Genomic DNA, 15,019 nt, shown 5'->3' with positions numbered 1-15,019 from the left:
CGGCAAAAACGCGATCGAGGGTTTCTCGTCCGAGGTCCCCATGACCGTAACCGCTTACCCCAGCAAAATGATGCGTCCCAACCCGATGATTGCGAAAAGCGGTCAAAACTTTTTTGAGATTTTGCTTCACTCCTGCGTCAATTTGAGAAAATATCGGCGCGAGTTCTTTTTCTGCTTCTTTCAGGACTGCTAAATCTGCCATTAATTATCATGAATTATGATTTGAGATTACCAATGCCAGACTTGTTCAAAGCGATCGCAAAGTTCGGCGACTTCTCCCAAGGGAATGAGTTGAATTCCTGCAATAAACTTGTCTTGGGGAAGTCCGCGATCGCGCACATCTTCTGCAACAGCATAAATGGCAATTCCTTTCTCTAACATAGCCGTTAAATCCTGATCCAATTCAGGAGGATTAGTTTGTTTCCACCCCCCAAACTGCAAGCCGGATGCGTCCTGGTTTTTCAGTAAATAATTAACAGAATTTCCTCGTAATAGTACCGAAACCTCCGCCCCTCCATTTTGAAAAATATGATTTAACCAAAGAATGGTATCATCTTGTTCTTCAATTGTTCCCCGATAAGCTGATTCGACAATACTTAAAATTTTCATTAATTTCCTCCTTTATCTTGTAGGAATGACAAGAGTGCCATCGCTATTTTTGACAGCTTCAAGAAAGTCTTTTGGAGCCCCTCGACGAGGACCTTCAATCCAATTTCCCGCACCGCGTTCGTCTACACATAAACCACAATTGACCCAATCTAAAGTGACACCTTTTTCTTCAGCAAGTTTAAAAAGTGCGGCAACCCAATCCTTTGTTAAAGGGTGATTTTCTTCTTCCAGATTTGTCCCTTTAACAGAATTCGCGTGAGGTTTTTGGTCTTTCATGGTTAAATTCACTGCCCCTTCATAGGCAAAAACCATCACATTATGACCTTGACTTAAAGCACTATGAATGATGCGTAACGCTGTAGTTGAATTGGCCGACTCGTAGGGAGAATCCATAATTGCGAGGGCAAGAGTTTTTCCAGTCATTAGTTTTCCTGATATGAATTTTAAAGGGTTTAGTGCCACATTGCTTTTGTATCGGACTGCAAGCACAGTTCAACGAGGCGATCCATGTTGGCCGAATTGACACCCTCCGCCAGTGACTCGATCGCCCGTTCCTTGAGGGCAAAATCATCGGCTAGAATGGTAATGCCCAATTGTTTCAGTTCGGCAAAGCGACCGGAGTGGCGATCGCCTTTGCGGGCAGGAATTACGCCATTTTGAACTAAAAATAAAGTCACGCTGTTGCCCCGAGATTGTAGATCGAGGGCAATCTGCTGCATATTCTGCCAATCTCCAGAATCGTAAGGATCTCGGGATTCTAAAATTAAATAATGAGCCATGCTTGTCCTCTTGATATTCTAGGCATACCGCTCAAGCTAAACAGCAAAAAACGACGTTTTCCATCATCTCCCAACCGATCGCCCTCAAAATCAAGGGTGAAAGCCAGCAAAACACCGATATTGCTTGCAGTTAGCCTCCCGATCGCGCGATCGCAATTTTAAGAAAACTTTCCAATTTTCTGATGAATTGCGATCGTCTCCATTCCCTGCTTTCGCGAAGATTCCCTCCCGTGTAAAACTTTTTTGCGATTTTACTTGACCGGAGCGGCAATGCCATAAACAATTAAGAATAGTATCTTTTTCGTTTCCATAGCATCTTTAATGATTCATTTCTGTTTTAGAAATCAAAATTTACCTTAGAATTAATCTAGAATTCGTGCTTGGGAATAGCAGAAGTCTACTGTGTTGTGTCGCTTTTTTAGGTTATTGCATGACTGTTGCAACATCAAACAAACTGCCTTGGGATTGGACGACAATCGTTTACATGGGCATCCTGCATCTTGTGGCGATGCTGGCTTTCCTACCCGGAAATTTTAGTTGGCAGGCCGTAGGACTCGCCCTTGTTCTCCATTGGATTACGGGAGGATTAGGAATTACGTTAGGATTTCATCGTTTGCTTACCCATCGCAGTTTTGAGACTCCAAAATGGTTGGAGTATTTTTTTGCACTTTGCGGGACTTTGGCTTGTCAAGGAGGTGTAGTTAAATGGGTCGGATTGCACCGAATTCACCATAAATATTCTGATACCTCTTCAGATCCCCATGATTCTAATGCGGGTTTTTGGTGGAGTCACATGGATTGGATGCTTCATCAGATCCCTGCCGATCGAGATATCCCTCGTTATACCCAAGACCTTGACGATCCCGTGTACCGATTTTTAAATAATGCGTTTATTCCCCTTCAGATTGTTTTAGGTTTGTTGTTGTATTGGTGGGGAGGTTGGTCTTTTGTCATTTGGGGTATTTTTGCCCGTTTGGTTATCGTCTTTCACTGTACTTGGTTCGTTAATAGTGCTACCCATATGTTTGGTTATCGCACTTTTGACTCTAACGATGCCTCTCGGAATTGTTGGTGGGTTGCTTTAGTGACTTATGGTGAAGGTTGGCATAACAATCATCACGCTTATCAGTATTCTGCCCGTCACGGGTTGAAATGGTGGGAAATCGATCTGACTTGGATGACGATTCGCTTATTACAAATTGTAGGTTTGGCTAAAAATGTCAAACTGGTTCCCGAAGTCGCCTTGGCGAAGATTGGCGATCGCGCATCATAAATGTCTAGATTAATGCCCGTTTTCAGAAAATTGGGGGTCAAAACTTCGGCTCAAGATTGCCCGAAATTGACCCCGAAATTGACCCCAATACAGGAAGACAAGGCGATCGCCTCTATTTTCCTAAATGCCGAGAAGCCATTTGCAGGGCATCAGCAATATCAACGTCTCCGTCTCCGTCTGCATCAAGAAACGTATTGAGAACAGAATTGGTGTTTTGAGGATTGCTCATATCGGTTCCAGATTGGAGAAATTGCAAAACCAGAGGCACTAAACTCGGTAACATCGATTGAATCATATTGGCGGATAAACCCGTTTTCTTTTCGACTTCTGCGGCAATTTGTTCAACTTGCGGGTGACTAAACAACATTTGCACGACCTGGGGACTGGGACTCGTACCGCTAAATTGATTAACGATCGCCTGGGCATTTGCTTCTCCCTCGTTATTTCGCTTCTCCTGCAAGCTCGATCGCACGTATTTGCCGACGATAGACATGGCAGATTGTAGGTTTTCTGGGTTAGCTTGAGTCCCTTGGCTGAGACTTTGCACTGTATTGAGAATTGCCCCGATACCGTCAGGACTGGCAGCGCGATCGGGACTCTCAATCGCCCCAAGAATTGCGTTAAATAAGCTCATGGCAATTTAATTATTGATTGTTGATTATTAATGTGAACTACGAACCATGCGATCGTGGTGTTTTAGTTGTTACTGTAGTGAAGATTAGCACGAGATGACAATTTTACAAAAGTCAAATTTTTTGGTGTAAGAGAGAATCGGGAAGAGTTAACAGGAGGCGATCGCTTATTTGGGGCTATTTTTCTAGAGCCATTTATCCCGTCAAAACCTCATCATAAATCTCTGCCATTGACAGCGATGCGATCATGTGCTTCGCTACCGCCAGACATGGCGAATAGCAGTAAATAATTGAGCGATCGAAACTATTCTTCTGGTTCTTGAAAGCGATCGATTAACTCCTCACGAGATAACTGTAGAAGTAGAGGTGTAAATTCTTCCAAAGAACGTTTCATAATAGATGGGATAATTTCTGCCAATTTTTCATCCATTTCTCCAAAGCGAACTTGAAAAATATTTTCGATGAGACGACGAGTAGCTTCTTTTTCACCTTCACCTTTTCCTTGTTGCAGTCCTTGTTGAAGAAATTCTTCTTTTGCTTCTTGGCGAACTTCTTGGCGAACTTCTTGGCGAACTTCTTGGCGAACTTCTTGGCGAACTTCTTGGCGAACTTCTTGGCGAATTTCTTGGCGAATTTCTTGGCGAACTTCTGCCATTGCTTCTTCATACATTTGTGTTAAAGTCATAATTAACTCCCGATCATTTTGATCTAAATCTTGTTCTCGATTTTGTCGTTTGGTTAACAGAGCAATCAGTTCTCTTACTAATTTTATAACATTTTCCCGCAGGTGGCTCTCGCGGGGCAATGCTTCAAGTTCTCTGACGGCTTGTTGTTGTACGCGTCCTCGTCCTAACAGTCTCAACCAAAGGGTTTCTGGGGTTTGCGGGAGTTGGTGAATCACGACGATCGCGCTTCTCAAACCCGTCCCTAAATAGTAGATTCCTTGTTCCTCATCTTGTGTTGATGGGACAGTATTAAAGCATTGGAGAAAATTTTCCGATGCTGTTGGGGTGAATATCCAGAGTTGAGGGATTTTGTCCTCATTAACTGGAACTTTCGTGCGGTTTGTTTCTCGGTCTACGTCCGCCAGCAGGACGAATAGTTTCATCATACAAGTGCGAACATCACTTTGAGTAATGGGGTTGCGAAAAGGCTCGAAGAGGGCAGAGGTTGCGGTTAATCGTCCAAGTAAACCCAAGTTTTGGCGACGTTCGGGGTTGGAGGAGGAAGGGGTGAACAAAACGTCGATTTGGCGACCTTCTGGGTGAATGTCTTTGCTTGTTTCTACAACACCGAGAGGAGAGAGGAGTTCGCTGAGATATTGTTTGGCAAATTGGTCGTGGATAAAACGAGTCACGGGCGAATGAATAATTATTCAATGCTCATAGCATAGCAGAGAAAATGCGATCGCTTTTCTCTTTTTCTCCTTTTGCGATCGCATCTCCTTCTCTAACTCTCCAAAAAAGGCGATCTCGCTTATTGATTATGGAATAAAAATTCGCATTGCACCTCGATAATCATCAATATCGAGAACAATATCTACAAGTCTTTCAATGCAAAGACCTCGATAAACTAGATCGTTCAAAATGCGGATAGTCCATAATGTCATAAAGCGTAATTCTAGTTCCTGCGATCGCGAGTCCTCTTTCTGTGCGAGTGATTCCTGTATCGAGTTGAGTTTGAGCCATCATCTTCATGTAGACCTCGAAGGTCTTAGGCTGGTCAGAACAGCTTTCTAGATTTCTCTTTCAGGCCTCACGCCTTTAGGCTGAGGTTTCTGACTGATAGAATTGGTTCTCTTCGAGTTTAACACTGTTTGCAGAGAGGCGATCGCATTCTTTGGAAAAATGCCAGAAATGCGATCGCTTTGATTATCTAATCTTGGGGCGATCGTAGCTACCTATTCTTTCAAACGTTGAGCGAGTAGGCAATCCTCGAAACTTAATGCTTCTTCATCTAGGAAACTAGAAATTGCCATTTCAATGGTCGCTTCGAGAGAACATTCAAATTCAGTAGATTTTTTTAAGAGTGCAACTTTTATGTCGTCAGGTAAATTATTTACAAGACTCGATATTGCTTCTGGGGAAAGGTGTTGAGTGGTAAAAGTTTTCGTCATAATTCTTTAGGAATTTTAACATTATAGGGAGGATTAGTCGCTTGTAGAATGAGCGTTTCTAGTTCATATAACAGCCCCGGTTTTTGCCAGTTGTTGAGCGTGACAAAAGCAATACGTACTTCCTCTGGATCGTAGCGATCGAGCCAGCCCCAAAGAAAGGCTTTGTGTCCGCCACGCAATCTGTCTCTTAGGTTTTTGGCTTTGCCGATATAGAGCAATTCTTCTGAGGAATGTCGAAATGCGTATAACCCTACTCTAGCAGGAATGGTGTCAAATTTACGGCTGAGAGGTTGACATTCCTCAAAGGGAGTAAAGGCAAGAGTATTGAGGATTTGACGGGCTTCAACTTGAATAGAGTCGAACATGGCAAAACTAAAAGCATATTTGCCTGATTTTATCTGGTTATTGCTCTTGGCTGGGAATTTATGGGGCGATCGCTCTCTTTCTCCTACTCTTGAAAAAGAGAGCGATCGCATCCCTTGGGAAAATACCAGAAATGCGATCGCTCTTCTTTCCGCAAGCAATTTTGTGGCTAATGTTAGAAGTAGCGCAATTGTCATGGTCAAGCAGTTTTTCGTGTCCTATGGGAGGATTAAGGTGTATTGCGATCGTGTTTTTTTCTCTGTTGTGAGGGGCGCGATCGCTTCGATCCTCCTAAATCCTCCTTCCGTCCCTCTCAATAAGCAGATAAAAAGCGATCGACTTGACAGAGGTTAGAGGGATTTAGTTTAATACTTAAGTCCAAATTGTATGATTCGATCGTGTCTATTTCAACAGAATCCTATCGTGGCAGGGTACAAGCTCAAGGAGACGATATTCAGCAGAAAGGCGGCTATAGTCATTCTTGGGCGCAACAAAAACCTGTTACAGACCAAGAAGGTTTATCATTTCTTGCTAAAATTGAAGAACAATGTACGAAGCCCCAAAAAGCAGAACGCAAAAGGGCTTTTGTTAAAGCGAGACGTTTTGTTAAGAACGCCAGCAAGCAAGGGGGAGTCGGACCAGAATCACAACCTCATTCATTTTGCGATCCTAAGTGTAAAGTTGCCAACGCCCGTGTTGACATTGAAATTCGGAGTGGTCTTACCTTTATTCCTGTAAATCAAGAAAAATGACAACAATCTTGACCAAAGTACAACAATATTTAAACTCTGACAATATAGACAGAGCGAGGGAAGAAGTTGACAAAATTCTTGACGATCTCACCAAAGTTGATGTGAATGTTCAAGATTTCGCTGCATTGCTGGCATTAGGACCGCAAAAAGATTTAGAAATCGGTTTAGGAGTCTTGGGACGGGAACTGCTAAAACCGGATATCTCTATCAACAATGAGGTAATTTGGCTCTTTCTGTCCGTAGTTTTATCTCGCTCTAATATTACGCCTGATAGTCCATCGAGAATCAGTTTTCTTGGACTGGTTTCTCGTGTAGAAGATTGGGAATTACCGATTTTTGCTTTACTAACTCCTGCACTAGACTCATTTTTGAAGGTAAGTCTGTCTTCAGGGAATGTTTTAATTGCTGAACAGACTCTAGATTTTATAGCAACTTGGGGAGATAACTATGCTAAAGCACCTCATCTTAAAAAACAACTGAAAAATATTAAATCCCTTACAGATGCTGTATTAGAACAGGTTGACGATTTAGAGTTACAAGAGGAATTGCAGGAAGAATTAGAGACATTTTTTAAAAGAGCAAAAAAAACTCAATATGCTGATGATAATATTTGGTCTGCGGGAGGAAATTTACTTAAAAAAATATACAATACTCAAGTTTTGGATCGCGATCTAAAAAATGGCAATCATGCTCGAGTCAAGGAAGGTATACAGCGATTAATCACTTCATCTCTTGCGGCAATAGGACAAATTTTAGATAGTAAGAGTTTATCTGCCGTTGTTCGGATTGATAATGCCGATGAAATTAACAATTTTTGGAATATTAGAGCAAGTATAATTGATAGAGTAGAGAGATTCTTTCAAGAAATTGTCGATGAAAATGATATAAAGAAACTCCTTAGATTTAGACCTGTATGGTCTTTTCCGGGGTCATGGACAGTTATTCTTCATATTCCATTAGGTGACAATCAATCTGAATTACTTGCAAATGCGATCGCATCTCTGTCTAATATAAAATATGGAGATAATGCTCAAGAATCTTTAGTCGTCAATAGTTGGCGAGATTGTGTTAAGAATCTCAAAGAAGATAATCTTAGAGTAGATATAGCTGTTTCTTCTAATGATCCAGAATTACATATTATTAGAAGTATCTCTACCGAAGATGTCCCTATCAGTGAAGATTTTACATCACAAGTTAGGGTTTTATCTCGTGATATCCCCCAAGCAAACAATCTTGAACGAGTGATAGAACTCGCATCAATTTTTATTCAACATCCCTCGTCTTTATCAACTGTACGACAACAGTTTTTAGCAATATTTGGAATTGCTCCTAGACAATTTTCCTATTATCGAAGAGCCGTAGAAATTCTGGGTCTTGTAGATGAACGGGAACGACCAACAACGGCAGGTCGTGTTCTTCATCATTTATCAGAAACAGAAAAAATAGGCTTCTTGGCACATCAATTTATATCCTCAAAAGTTGGTTGGGCATGGTTAAATTGGCAAAATGTTAATACTCTTGCAGAAATTGAACCAGAAGGAGCATCTACGTTTGTCAAGGAAGTTTGTCCTTCTCTGTCAGACGAAACTGGAAAACGACGCGCTGACACACTAAAATCTTGGCTTAAGGTTTTTGCAACAGAAAAAAGTAATATCTAATGAGCCATGTAGGGGTTTATTGGATAAAATCTTCCTTATGAATCCCTCTTGTAGTGCGATCTCCTCTCTTCATTTTCTTAAACCAGCGATCGCTCTTTTTCTGTCGTGGGAGATGCGATCGCTAATTGTAGAATCTTTTGAAAATATCCAAGAAAAGTTATTACGAAATTGCCTGCAACTGCTTCGATGCCATAACAAACTCATTTAACTGCTCGTGCTATGCCTCGTGTGATTCACTGTAGTTACTAACATTAAATCGCGATCGCGATTCTTGTATCCACGTCAGCAAGCCCGGGGAAAGTCTTTTCGACGCACCTCCCTTTTACCCTTAAAATAAGGAAATGTGGTTTCCCGTATAGCAAATGGTATCAGAGAGTTTTTCCGGTGCTTCTCCTCGTCGCTTCCTGATTACAGGAGGAGCGGGATTTATTGGCTCAAATTTTACCCATCATTGGTGTCAGAATTACCCAGGCGATCGCATTGTTGTTTTAGATGCCCTAACCTATGCGGGAAATCCCCAGAATTTAGCGGATTTAAAAACACGGGAAAACTTTCATTTTGTCAAGGGGAATATCTGCGATCGCGCCCTCGTTGACGAACTTCTCAAAACAGAAAAGATTGACACTATTATTCATTTTGCCGCCGAGTCTCACGTCGATCGCTCTATTTTAGCCCCCGATGCTTTTATTCAAACCAATCTCGTCGGCACGTTTACCCTCCTCGAAGCCTTTCGCCGCCATTTTCCCCGTATTGCCAACAATTCTCCCTTATTTCTCCACGTTTCCACTGATGAAGTTTACGGCAGTTTAAACCCAGAAGATCCGCCTTTTACCGAAACGACTCCTTATGCGCCCAATAGTCCTTATTCTGCCTCAAAAGCAGGGAGCGATCATTTAGCGCGATCGTATTTTCATACCTACAAAATTCCTACGATTATCACCAATTGTTCTAATAATTATGGTGCGTATCATTTCCCGGAAAAATTAATCCCTTTAATGTGCATTAATATTCTTTTAGGAAAGCCCTTACCCGTTTATGGAGACGGTCAAAATGTGCGAGATTGGCTCTATGTTCTCGATCATTGTCGTGCCTTAGAAACCGTGATTCAGCGCGGTAAACCTGGAGAAATGTATAATATTGGTGGCAATAATGAAGTCAAAAACATCGATTTAGTGCAAATGCTTTGCGGGATTATGGATGAATTAGCCCCAGATTTGCCCGTGCGTCCCTCTCAGCAACTCATTACTTTTGTGAAAGACAGACCCGGCCACGATCGCCGCTATGCGATCGATGCCACCAAAATCAAAACCGAACTGGGTTGGACTCCCGCCGTTACAATAGAAGCAGGACTAAGAAAAACTGTACAATGGTATCTCAATAATCGCCACTGGTGGCAACCCTTGCTTTCCGAAGAATATCAAAATTATTATCAACAACTCTACGGAAACTTAGATAAATGAGAGCGTAAAAAGTAACCAGTAATAAGCAATGAGTAGAGCATTAGACAAGAATAAGCAACAATCAAATGGTAAAATATGAAGGTTTATAAAGTTTTTTTGAGCTAATCCATGTTTTTTCAATCTTTTTTCTCTCGCCTGTTTGCCCTAGTCTTAGTTGCCGCGATCGCCTTGACCGGGTGTTCTAGCGCTTCTCTCCTTTCCGGCAACTATCGCGAAGATACTTTAACAACCATTGAAAATCTCAGCGAGGCGATCGCGCTTTCTGGGAAAGAAGAGAATTTTTCTGAAACAGTTGCTTCAGCCCGCAGCCTAATGAACGATTATGCTTCCCGCTATCGCCGGGATAGTCGCGTTTCTGGGCTGCGATCGTTTACCACCATGCAAACAGCATTAAATAATCTAGCCGGATTTTACGGCACCTACGGCGTTCGTCCTCTCGCCAGCAAGTTAAGCAAGCGCCTCCAACAAGAATTCAAAGAAGTTGAATTTACCCTCAAACGGGGATTTTAAATCGATCCTTGTTCATCGGTAATGGTTGATTACTAAAAGTGTCGCGTACAGTAGAAAAGGGTCAGCAATTCGCACCCTTTTTTTACTGTCCCTTCAGGCCAAAAAGAACGATGTCAAGTTCTCAAACAAATAGTATTCCAGCCTTTTGGCGCAAAATTGTCTCTGGAATGATTATCGGTGCGACCACGATCGCCCAAATTAGTCTCCCTCGCACTGCTAACGCCCAAACTGGGGCATATTGCCGGGCGACCCCCGATGCGATCGCGCAAAAAGAACTCCTACGCCAACGCGCCACTAATGGCGATGGGGGAGCTAAAGTTGAGTATCAAGCCTTTATTAAGGCGCAAGGCGATCGCCTCGCCCAATGTCGCAACCAAAATTGGCCGAAAACCCAAGCAATTTGGTTGCGCTTGCATCCCTGCGATGCCCGTCCAGGGGAACTCGATAAAGTCCTCGACCATATTGCAAACAAGGGCTATAACGAAGTGTACGTGGAAGTATTCTACGATTCCCGCGTGTTACTTCCCGTCGCCGATAACCCGACCCCGTGGATCTCCGTGGTACAGTCTCGAGGAGCAGAGAATGTAGACCTCCTCGCAGATGCAATTCAAAAGGGGCGACAGAGGGGTTTAAAGGTCTATGCGTGGATGTTTACGATGAATTTCGGCTATGCTTACGGCGCGCGCTCCGATCGCCAGCAAACCCTCGCTCGTAACGGTCGCGGACAGGATAGCACGGCGATCGTCCCCGATGGTTCTCAAGTGTTCATCGATCCCTACAACCGTCAGGCACAAATCGACTATTATCAACTGGTACAATCTATTCTCAAACGCCGTCCTGATGGGGTACTCTTCGACTATATCCGCTATCCGAGGGGATCGGGAGCTGGATCTGTTGCCAGTAACGTGCGGGATTTATGGATTTATGGGCAGGCTTCCCAACAAGTATTATTAGAACGCGCTGAAAATAACCAAGGACGGGAATTAATTCAACGCTTCTTGAATCAAGGTCGCATTACTGCTGGGGATATCAGTGCAGTCCGCAGCCTCTATCCTAGTGAAGGCAGTCCTCAATGGCAAAATAAGCGATCGGACAACCTGCCGGCAGAATTGTGGAATTTAACCGTTGCTCATGCTGCTCAAGGAGTGCTGGAATTCCTCAAGTTTTCCACTAATAATGTGATGCAACAACGCCTTCCTGCTGGAGCCGTCTTTTTCCCCAGTGCCAATAAACCCGTAGGAAATGGGGGTTTTGACTCTCGCTTGCAACCTTGGGATAGTTTTTCCCCTGCTTTAGAATGGCACGCAATGGCTTACTCGATCTGCGGCAATCGTGCGGATTGTATTGTGGCGGAAATTAGCCGAGTTTTGAACAGTGCTGAGGCTCAAACTCGTGTTGTACCTGCTCTTGCGGGAGTTTGGGGGGAATCCTTTCAAGGTCACATTTCTCTCGAAGAACAAATGCGAGCCATTCGCCAACAATTGCCACAATTACAAGCGGTGAGCCACTTTGCCTATTCTTGGCAAGAGGGAGAAAGCGATCGCGCTCGTCAATTTTGCCAATTGTAGCCGAATCTGAGGCGTGAGTTTATCTTGGAGGTCTAATCAAAAATTAGACCTCTAAATCTAGGGTGAAGGAGACTTTGTTACAGCCAGATGGGACGACAATTGAGCGAACAATTGATTATGATTATGATGAGAATGACCGATTGATGCAGGAGTTAATGAATAGTCAAGTTGTGGTGAGTTATACTTATGATCATAATGGCAATTTGAAGACGAGGACGGAAGGAAGTGAGACGGTTCATTATACATGGGATGACCAAAATCGTTTGGTAGAGGTGCAGACTCCCAATGAGACGATTAATTATGCTTATGATGATGATAATATTCGGGTTTCTCAGACGGTTGGAACTGAAACGACGAGTTATTTGTTAGATAAGAATCGTCCTTATGCTCAGGTTTTGGCTGAGTATACGAATGGAGGTTTAGATGCGAGTTATGTTTATGGTTTAGATTTGATTTCTCAGGAGCGAAATAATGTTGATTCTTATTATTTAGTGGATGGTTTGGGTAGTACACGAGGGTTGACGGATTCAACAGGAAATGTCACGGATGTTTACAGTTATGATGCTTATGGCAATTTAACGGATTCGGTTGGCAGTAGCGAGAATGATTATCTGTTTGCTGGAGAACAGTTTGATAGTAATTTAGACCAGTATTATTTGCGTGATCGATATTACGATCCCAGTGTAGGACGCTTTACAAGAAGGGATACTTATGAGGGAAATAATTTCAATCCCATTACGCTACATAAGTATTTGTATGCTAATGGGAATCCTGTTAATAATATTGATCCCAGTGGATTAGTTGCTATGTCTGTACAAGAGACTGCACTTCTGAGTGCACTGGTAGCAACTTTTGCGGCACAAAGGCTTAATACTTATATTACAACGGCTCAAAACCCTCCAGAAAGACTTGGTGGTTTTGGAGAAGGAGGGTTAACACTATCAGATGAAGATTTGGGTCTTCGTCCTCGCGATCCAAGAGATTCCCTCCTGCAAAGACTGTTGAGTTATCCTGGAGGTTTCGGGGCTGGACAACAACCCGATCTTCCTACTCATACGGGGCATCCACCAGATAACACCATATATGAAATTCGCCACGTTTTTGCTATAAATATAGGAACTCAAGAACTTAATATCCCTGATAATAAGGTTATTAAAGTTGAGTTAGTGCCAGAAGGTTTGATTCCGGTAGGTCGTCCGATATCTCCTGAGCAAGCTCGCAAAATGGTAGATCGAGGTGGCGATATTTATACTCCAACTCGAGAAGTCGCTAAAGAAATAGCGGGACGGGGTGCGGTTGGGCCAGAAATCCATCTCCACGAAACAGAAGTCCGGTTTCAACATTATCATCGTGGGAGTAAACACAACACTCGGTATGGAGGTCGAGGAAGACAAGGTGGACATATTATTTTTGGAGAAGGGAGGTAGTACAAAATGACTGAATCTTTGTATTTGATTTTTGAAACTCAATCTGATTGCAATTTATCAGCAGATAGTCTTGTAAAAACCATCCAGAGTAAATGTGCTGCTGAGATTCCATCCAACGTAATTCAACACTTTCGCGTGATTTGGTCTCAAACAGGTAATAAAATTAAAATACAACCTTTTATAGGAGGGAGTTCATTTATGAATCTATATGAATCAAAAAAAAGACCATATATTAATACTCTTTTATTGTACTTGTTTGAATGGATTAAGGAATTCTCTAATAGAATCGAAATACTTTTTTATACAGAAGATGCTAAAGAGTTGGTGCAAATAGAAAGTTTTTCTGGAATTGAAGATATTCTTTCCAAAGAAAAAAAACCACACCATACAAAGTTCACTTTTTCACCCAAATCGAAAATATTTTATATAGGTCTTGCTCAAGCAAATTTAGAAACTCCTCTCAATGTAAAGACTACAGAACCAGCAACAGGATATTTTTGTCATTACTATGTTGTAGCGTCAAATGTAGAGGAGGCAATTAACTATATCACGACAGATATGGAAAAAGAGCGAGCGTTTCTTGTTGGATATGAAAGTTTAGTAGAGATACTATACTCTAATATTCCAGATGAAGTCAAAGAATTATCTGAATATTCAGGAAAACGAGGTATTTTTTATAGAAGTGGAAGGGTATATTTTTCTTAAATAGTGAGATCGCCGATCTTGTAGGGTGCGTTGGCGAAAGCAAAACGCACCATTTCAATTATTTGCGCTCTGGTGTTTCTAATGCGCGATCGCATATTGTCAACAAATAGAAAAAGCGCTCTCTCTTCCCAAACTGGCGATCGCGTTTCTCAAGTGATGCGATCGCAGAACAAAATTAAGAGAGATTTTCGGGATTAACACCTAATTGTATGAGGCGATCGAGTAGTTGTTGATTTTTCCTACGTTCCTCTTCTGCGATCGCTTCAGCGCGATCGGCTCTTTGTGTTTGGAGATCGCATTTCTCAAGTGATGCGATCGCCGAACCAAATTAAGGGAGATTTTCAGGATCGATACCCAATTGTATGAGGCGATCGAGTAATTGTTGATTTTTCTGTCGTTCCTTTTCTAAAGCCGCTTGAGTTTGTTCCTTTTCTAGTCGTTCCCGTTCTTTCTCTAAGCGTTCGCGATCGCGTTGGTTTTCAGCGAGAATAGCTCTCTGTGTTTGGCGATCGCGTTGCTCGATCGCCTCAACAAACTCAATAAAACGCTCTCCATCGGGATGAAACAAAACTAAATCTTCATCATTGATCGTAAATCTTATTCCCAAAAGCGGACTTACCCAATTTTCCATCTGAGAGATTTCTTCCAACTTCTTCCCTCTTCTCAACCATCCTTGTAAGCGATTCTTTTTGGGATTATAAAGGTAATATTCCTCAATGCCATGCTCTTGATAAAACTTAAACTTCGTCTCCATATCCTTCTTCTTATTCCCCGGAGAAAGGATTTCAAACGCCACTTGAGGAGCAACATTATCCTCTTCCCATTGCTTGTAAGAACCGCGATCGCCCTTGGGTCTGCCGAAAACCACCATCACATCCGGGGCTTGCCTTTGAGGTTCTTCTTGCTCGGTAATTTCTTGTTGAGTGAGCTTCACTGGATACCATAACAAATCCGCAGCGATAAAAACATCATCTCTGTCTTTAAACAGAGCATCGAGACCGCCTTTAATGGTAAAAATTAAACGTAATTGGGTAGTGTTATCAGCCAAGGGTTTACCGTCGCGATCGGGATAAAGAAGTTCGTCTTCAATGGTGAGGGGAGAAAGTTGTTGTACCATTGCTTTAAAGAAAGAAGGAATCAATACGTTTGACTCCATTATACAGAATG

At 42.4% G+C, this 15,019-nt stretch carries 21 protein-coding genes and 1 pseudogene; 11 read left to right on the top strand and 11 right to left on the bottom strand.

What is annotated here, in order from left to right; genetic code table 11:
• The 4 genes from VB714_RS12040 to VB714_RS12025 form a co-directional block, all read right to left on the bottom strand.
• On the bottom strand, positions 1–202 hold a 202-nt coding region (locus tag VB714_RS12040), incomplete at its 3' end, for a methionine gamma-lyase family protein (RefSeq protein WP_323224427.1).
• A 26-nt stretch (positions 203–228) separates the two neighbouring features.
• A complete protein-coding gene (locus VB714_RS12035) occupies positions 229–609 on the bottom strand; it encodes a DsrE family protein (RefSeq protein ID WP_323224425.1) in 381 nt (126 codons plus the stop codon).
• A gap of 12 nt (positions 610–621) precedes the next feature.
• A complete protein-coding gene (locus VB714_RS12030; RefSeq protein ID WP_323224423.1) occupies positions 622–1,032 on the bottom strand; it encodes a DsrE/DsrF/TusD sulfur relay family protein in 411 nt (136 codons plus the stop codon).
• A 29-nt stretch (positions 1,033–1,061) separates the two neighbouring features.
• Positions 1,062–1,388: a DsrE family protein gene (locus tag VB714_RS12025; RefSeq protein ID WP_204103134.1), complete on the bottom strand. Its 327-nt coding sequence runs from the start codon at positions 1,386–1,388 to the stop codon at positions 1,062–1,064.
• Between VB714_RS12025 and VB714_RS12020 the strand changes: the two genes are divergently transcribed.
• Both VB714_RS12020 and VB714_RS12015 read left to right on the top strand, forming a co-directional pair.
• Complete coding sequence (locus tag VB714_RS12020) at positions 1,380–1,550, top strand: hypothetical protein (RefSeq protein ID WP_323224420.1); 171 nt, start codon at positions 1,380–1,382, stop codon at positions 1,548–1,550. The two genes, VB714_RS12025 and VB714_RS12020, sit on opposite strands and share 9 nt — an antisense overlap.
• 268 nt (positions 1,551–1,818) lie before the next feature.
• Positions 1,819–2,661, top strand: a complete 843-nt coding sequence (locus VB714_RS12015) for an acyl-CoA desaturase (protein ID WP_323224417.1) — start codon at positions 1,819–1,821, stop codon at positions 2,659–2,661.
• A gap of 112 nt (positions 2,662–2,773) precedes the next feature.
• Here the strand turns inward: VB714_RS12015 and VB714_RS12010 are convergent, their stop codons facing one another.
• The 6 genes and pseudogenes from VB714_RS12010 to VB714_RS11990 all read right to left on the bottom strand — a co-directional run bounded on the left by VB714_RS12010 (position 2,774) and on the right by VB714_RS11990 (position 5,774).
• Positions 2,774–3,295 (bottom strand): hypothetical protein, encoded by a 522-nt coding sequence (locus VB714_RS12010; RefSeq protein WP_323224414.1) that lies wholly within the window; start codon positions 3,293–3,295, stop codon positions 2,774–2,776.
• Positions 3,296–3,597: 302 nt separating this feature from the next.
• Positions 3,598–4,650: a hypothetical protein gene (locus tag VB714_RS12005; protein ID WP_323224412.1), complete on the bottom strand. Its 1,053-nt coding sequence runs from the start codon at positions 4,648–4,650 to the stop codon at positions 3,598–3,600.
• Between the two features lie 126 nt (positions 4,651–4,776).
• Complete coding sequence (locus VB714_RS12000) at positions 4,777–4,902, bottom strand: hypothetical protein (RefSeq protein ID WP_323224409.1); 126 nt, start codon at positions 4,900–4,902, stop codon at positions 4,777–4,779.
• A pseudogene (locus VB714_RS27415) lies at positions 4,886–4,984 on the bottom strand (DUF433 domain-containing protein); the annotation flags it as partial. The pseudogene VB714_RS27415 and the gene VB714_RS12000, both read right to left, overlap by 17 nt.
• A gap of 209 nt (positions 4,985–5,193) precedes the next feature.
• Complete coding sequence (locus VB714_RS11995; protein ID WP_323224407.1) at positions 5,194–5,409, bottom strand: hypothetical protein; 216 nt, start codon at positions 5,407–5,409, stop codon at positions 5,194–5,196.
• On the bottom strand, positions 5,406–5,774 hold the full coding sequence (locus VB714_RS11990) for a GIY-YIG nuclease family protein (RefSeq protein WP_323224406.1): 369 nt from the start codon (positions 5,772–5,774) through the stop codon (positions 5,406–5,408). The genes VB714_RS11995 and VB714_RS11990 overlap by 4 nt, the downstream gene beginning before the upstream one ends.
• Between VB714_RS11990 and VB714_RS11985 the strand changes: the two genes are divergently transcribed.
• From VB714_RS11985 to VB714_RS11945, 9 genes are all read left to right on the top strand, one after another.
• A complete protein-coding gene (locus tag VB714_RS11985) occupies positions 5,773–6,126 on the top strand; it encodes a hypothetical protein (RefSeq protein ID WP_323224404.1) in 354 nt (117 codons plus the stop codon). The genes VB714_RS11990 and VB714_RS11985 overlap by 2 nt on opposite strands.
• Before the next feature lie 44 nt (positions 6,127–6,170).
• Positions 6,171–6,524 (top strand): hypothetical protein, encoded by a 354-nt coding sequence (locus VB714_RS11980; protein ID WP_323224402.1) that lies wholly within the window; start codon positions 6,171–6,173, stop codon positions 6,522–6,524.
• Entirely contained in the window at positions 6,521–8,182 is a 1,662-nt protein-coding gene (locus VB714_RS11975; protein ID WP_323224400.1) for a hypothetical protein, read from the top strand. The genes VB714_RS11980 and VB714_RS11975 overlap by 4 nt, the downstream gene beginning before the upstream one ends.
• A gap of 362 nt (positions 8,183–8,544) precedes the next feature.
• Positions 8,545–9,642: a dTDP-glucose 4,6-dehydratase gene (rfbB, locus tag VB714_RS11970; RefSeq protein ID WP_323224397.1), complete on the top strand. Its 1,098-nt coding sequence runs from the start codon at positions 8,545–8,547 to the stop codon at positions 9,640–9,642.
• Positions 9,643–9,750: 108 nt separating this feature from the next.
• The gene (gene psb27 / locus VB714_RS11965; RefSeq protein WP_323224394.1) at positions 9,751–10,152 is read left to right on the top strand and encodes a photosystem II protein Psb27; all 402 of its coding nucleotides are present in this window, start codon (positions 9,751–9,753) and stop codon (positions 10,150–10,152) included.
• 110 nt (positions 10,153–10,262) lie between these two features.
• Complete coding sequence (locus VB714_RS11960) at positions 10,263–11,720, top strand: family 10 glycosylhydrolase (RefSeq protein WP_323224392.1); 1,458 nt, start codon at positions 10,263–10,265, stop codon at positions 11,718–11,720.
• Between the two features lie 62 nt (positions 11,721–11,782).
• Complete coding sequence (locus VB714_RS11955; RefSeq protein WP_323224390.1) at positions 11,783–13,147, top strand: RHS repeat-associated core domain-containing protein; 1,365 nt, start codon at positions 11,783–11,785, stop codon at positions 13,145–13,147.
• A 6-nt stretch (positions 13,148–13,153) separates the two neighbouring features.
• Complete coding sequence (locus VB714_RS11950; protein ID WP_323224388.1) at positions 13,154–13,852, top strand: hypothetical protein; 699 nt, start codon at positions 13,154–13,156, stop codon at positions 13,850–13,852.
• Positions 13,853–13,882: 30 nt separating this feature from the next.
• Positions 13,883–14,050, top strand: a complete 168-nt coding sequence (locus VB714_RS11945; protein ID WP_323224385.1) for a hypothetical protein — start codon at positions 13,883–13,885, stop codon at positions 14,048–14,050.
• Between the two features lie 130 nt (positions 14,051–14,180).
• Here the strand turns inward: VB714_RS11945 and VB714_RS11940 are convergent.
• Positions 14,181–15,019: Uma2 family endonuclease (locus VB714_RS11940; protein ID WP_323224384.1), on the bottom strand; the 839-nt coding region annotated here is incomplete at its 5' end.

The sequence above is a fragment of the Spirulina sp. 06S082 genome, from assembly GCF_034932145.1.
Taxonomy (GTDB): Bacteria; Cyanobacteriota; Cyanobacteriia; order Cyanobacteriales; family Spirulinaceae; genus CCY15215.
Note: the sequence above shows the minus strand (reverse complement) of the source record. Positions and strands in the feature narration are given on the sequence as shown.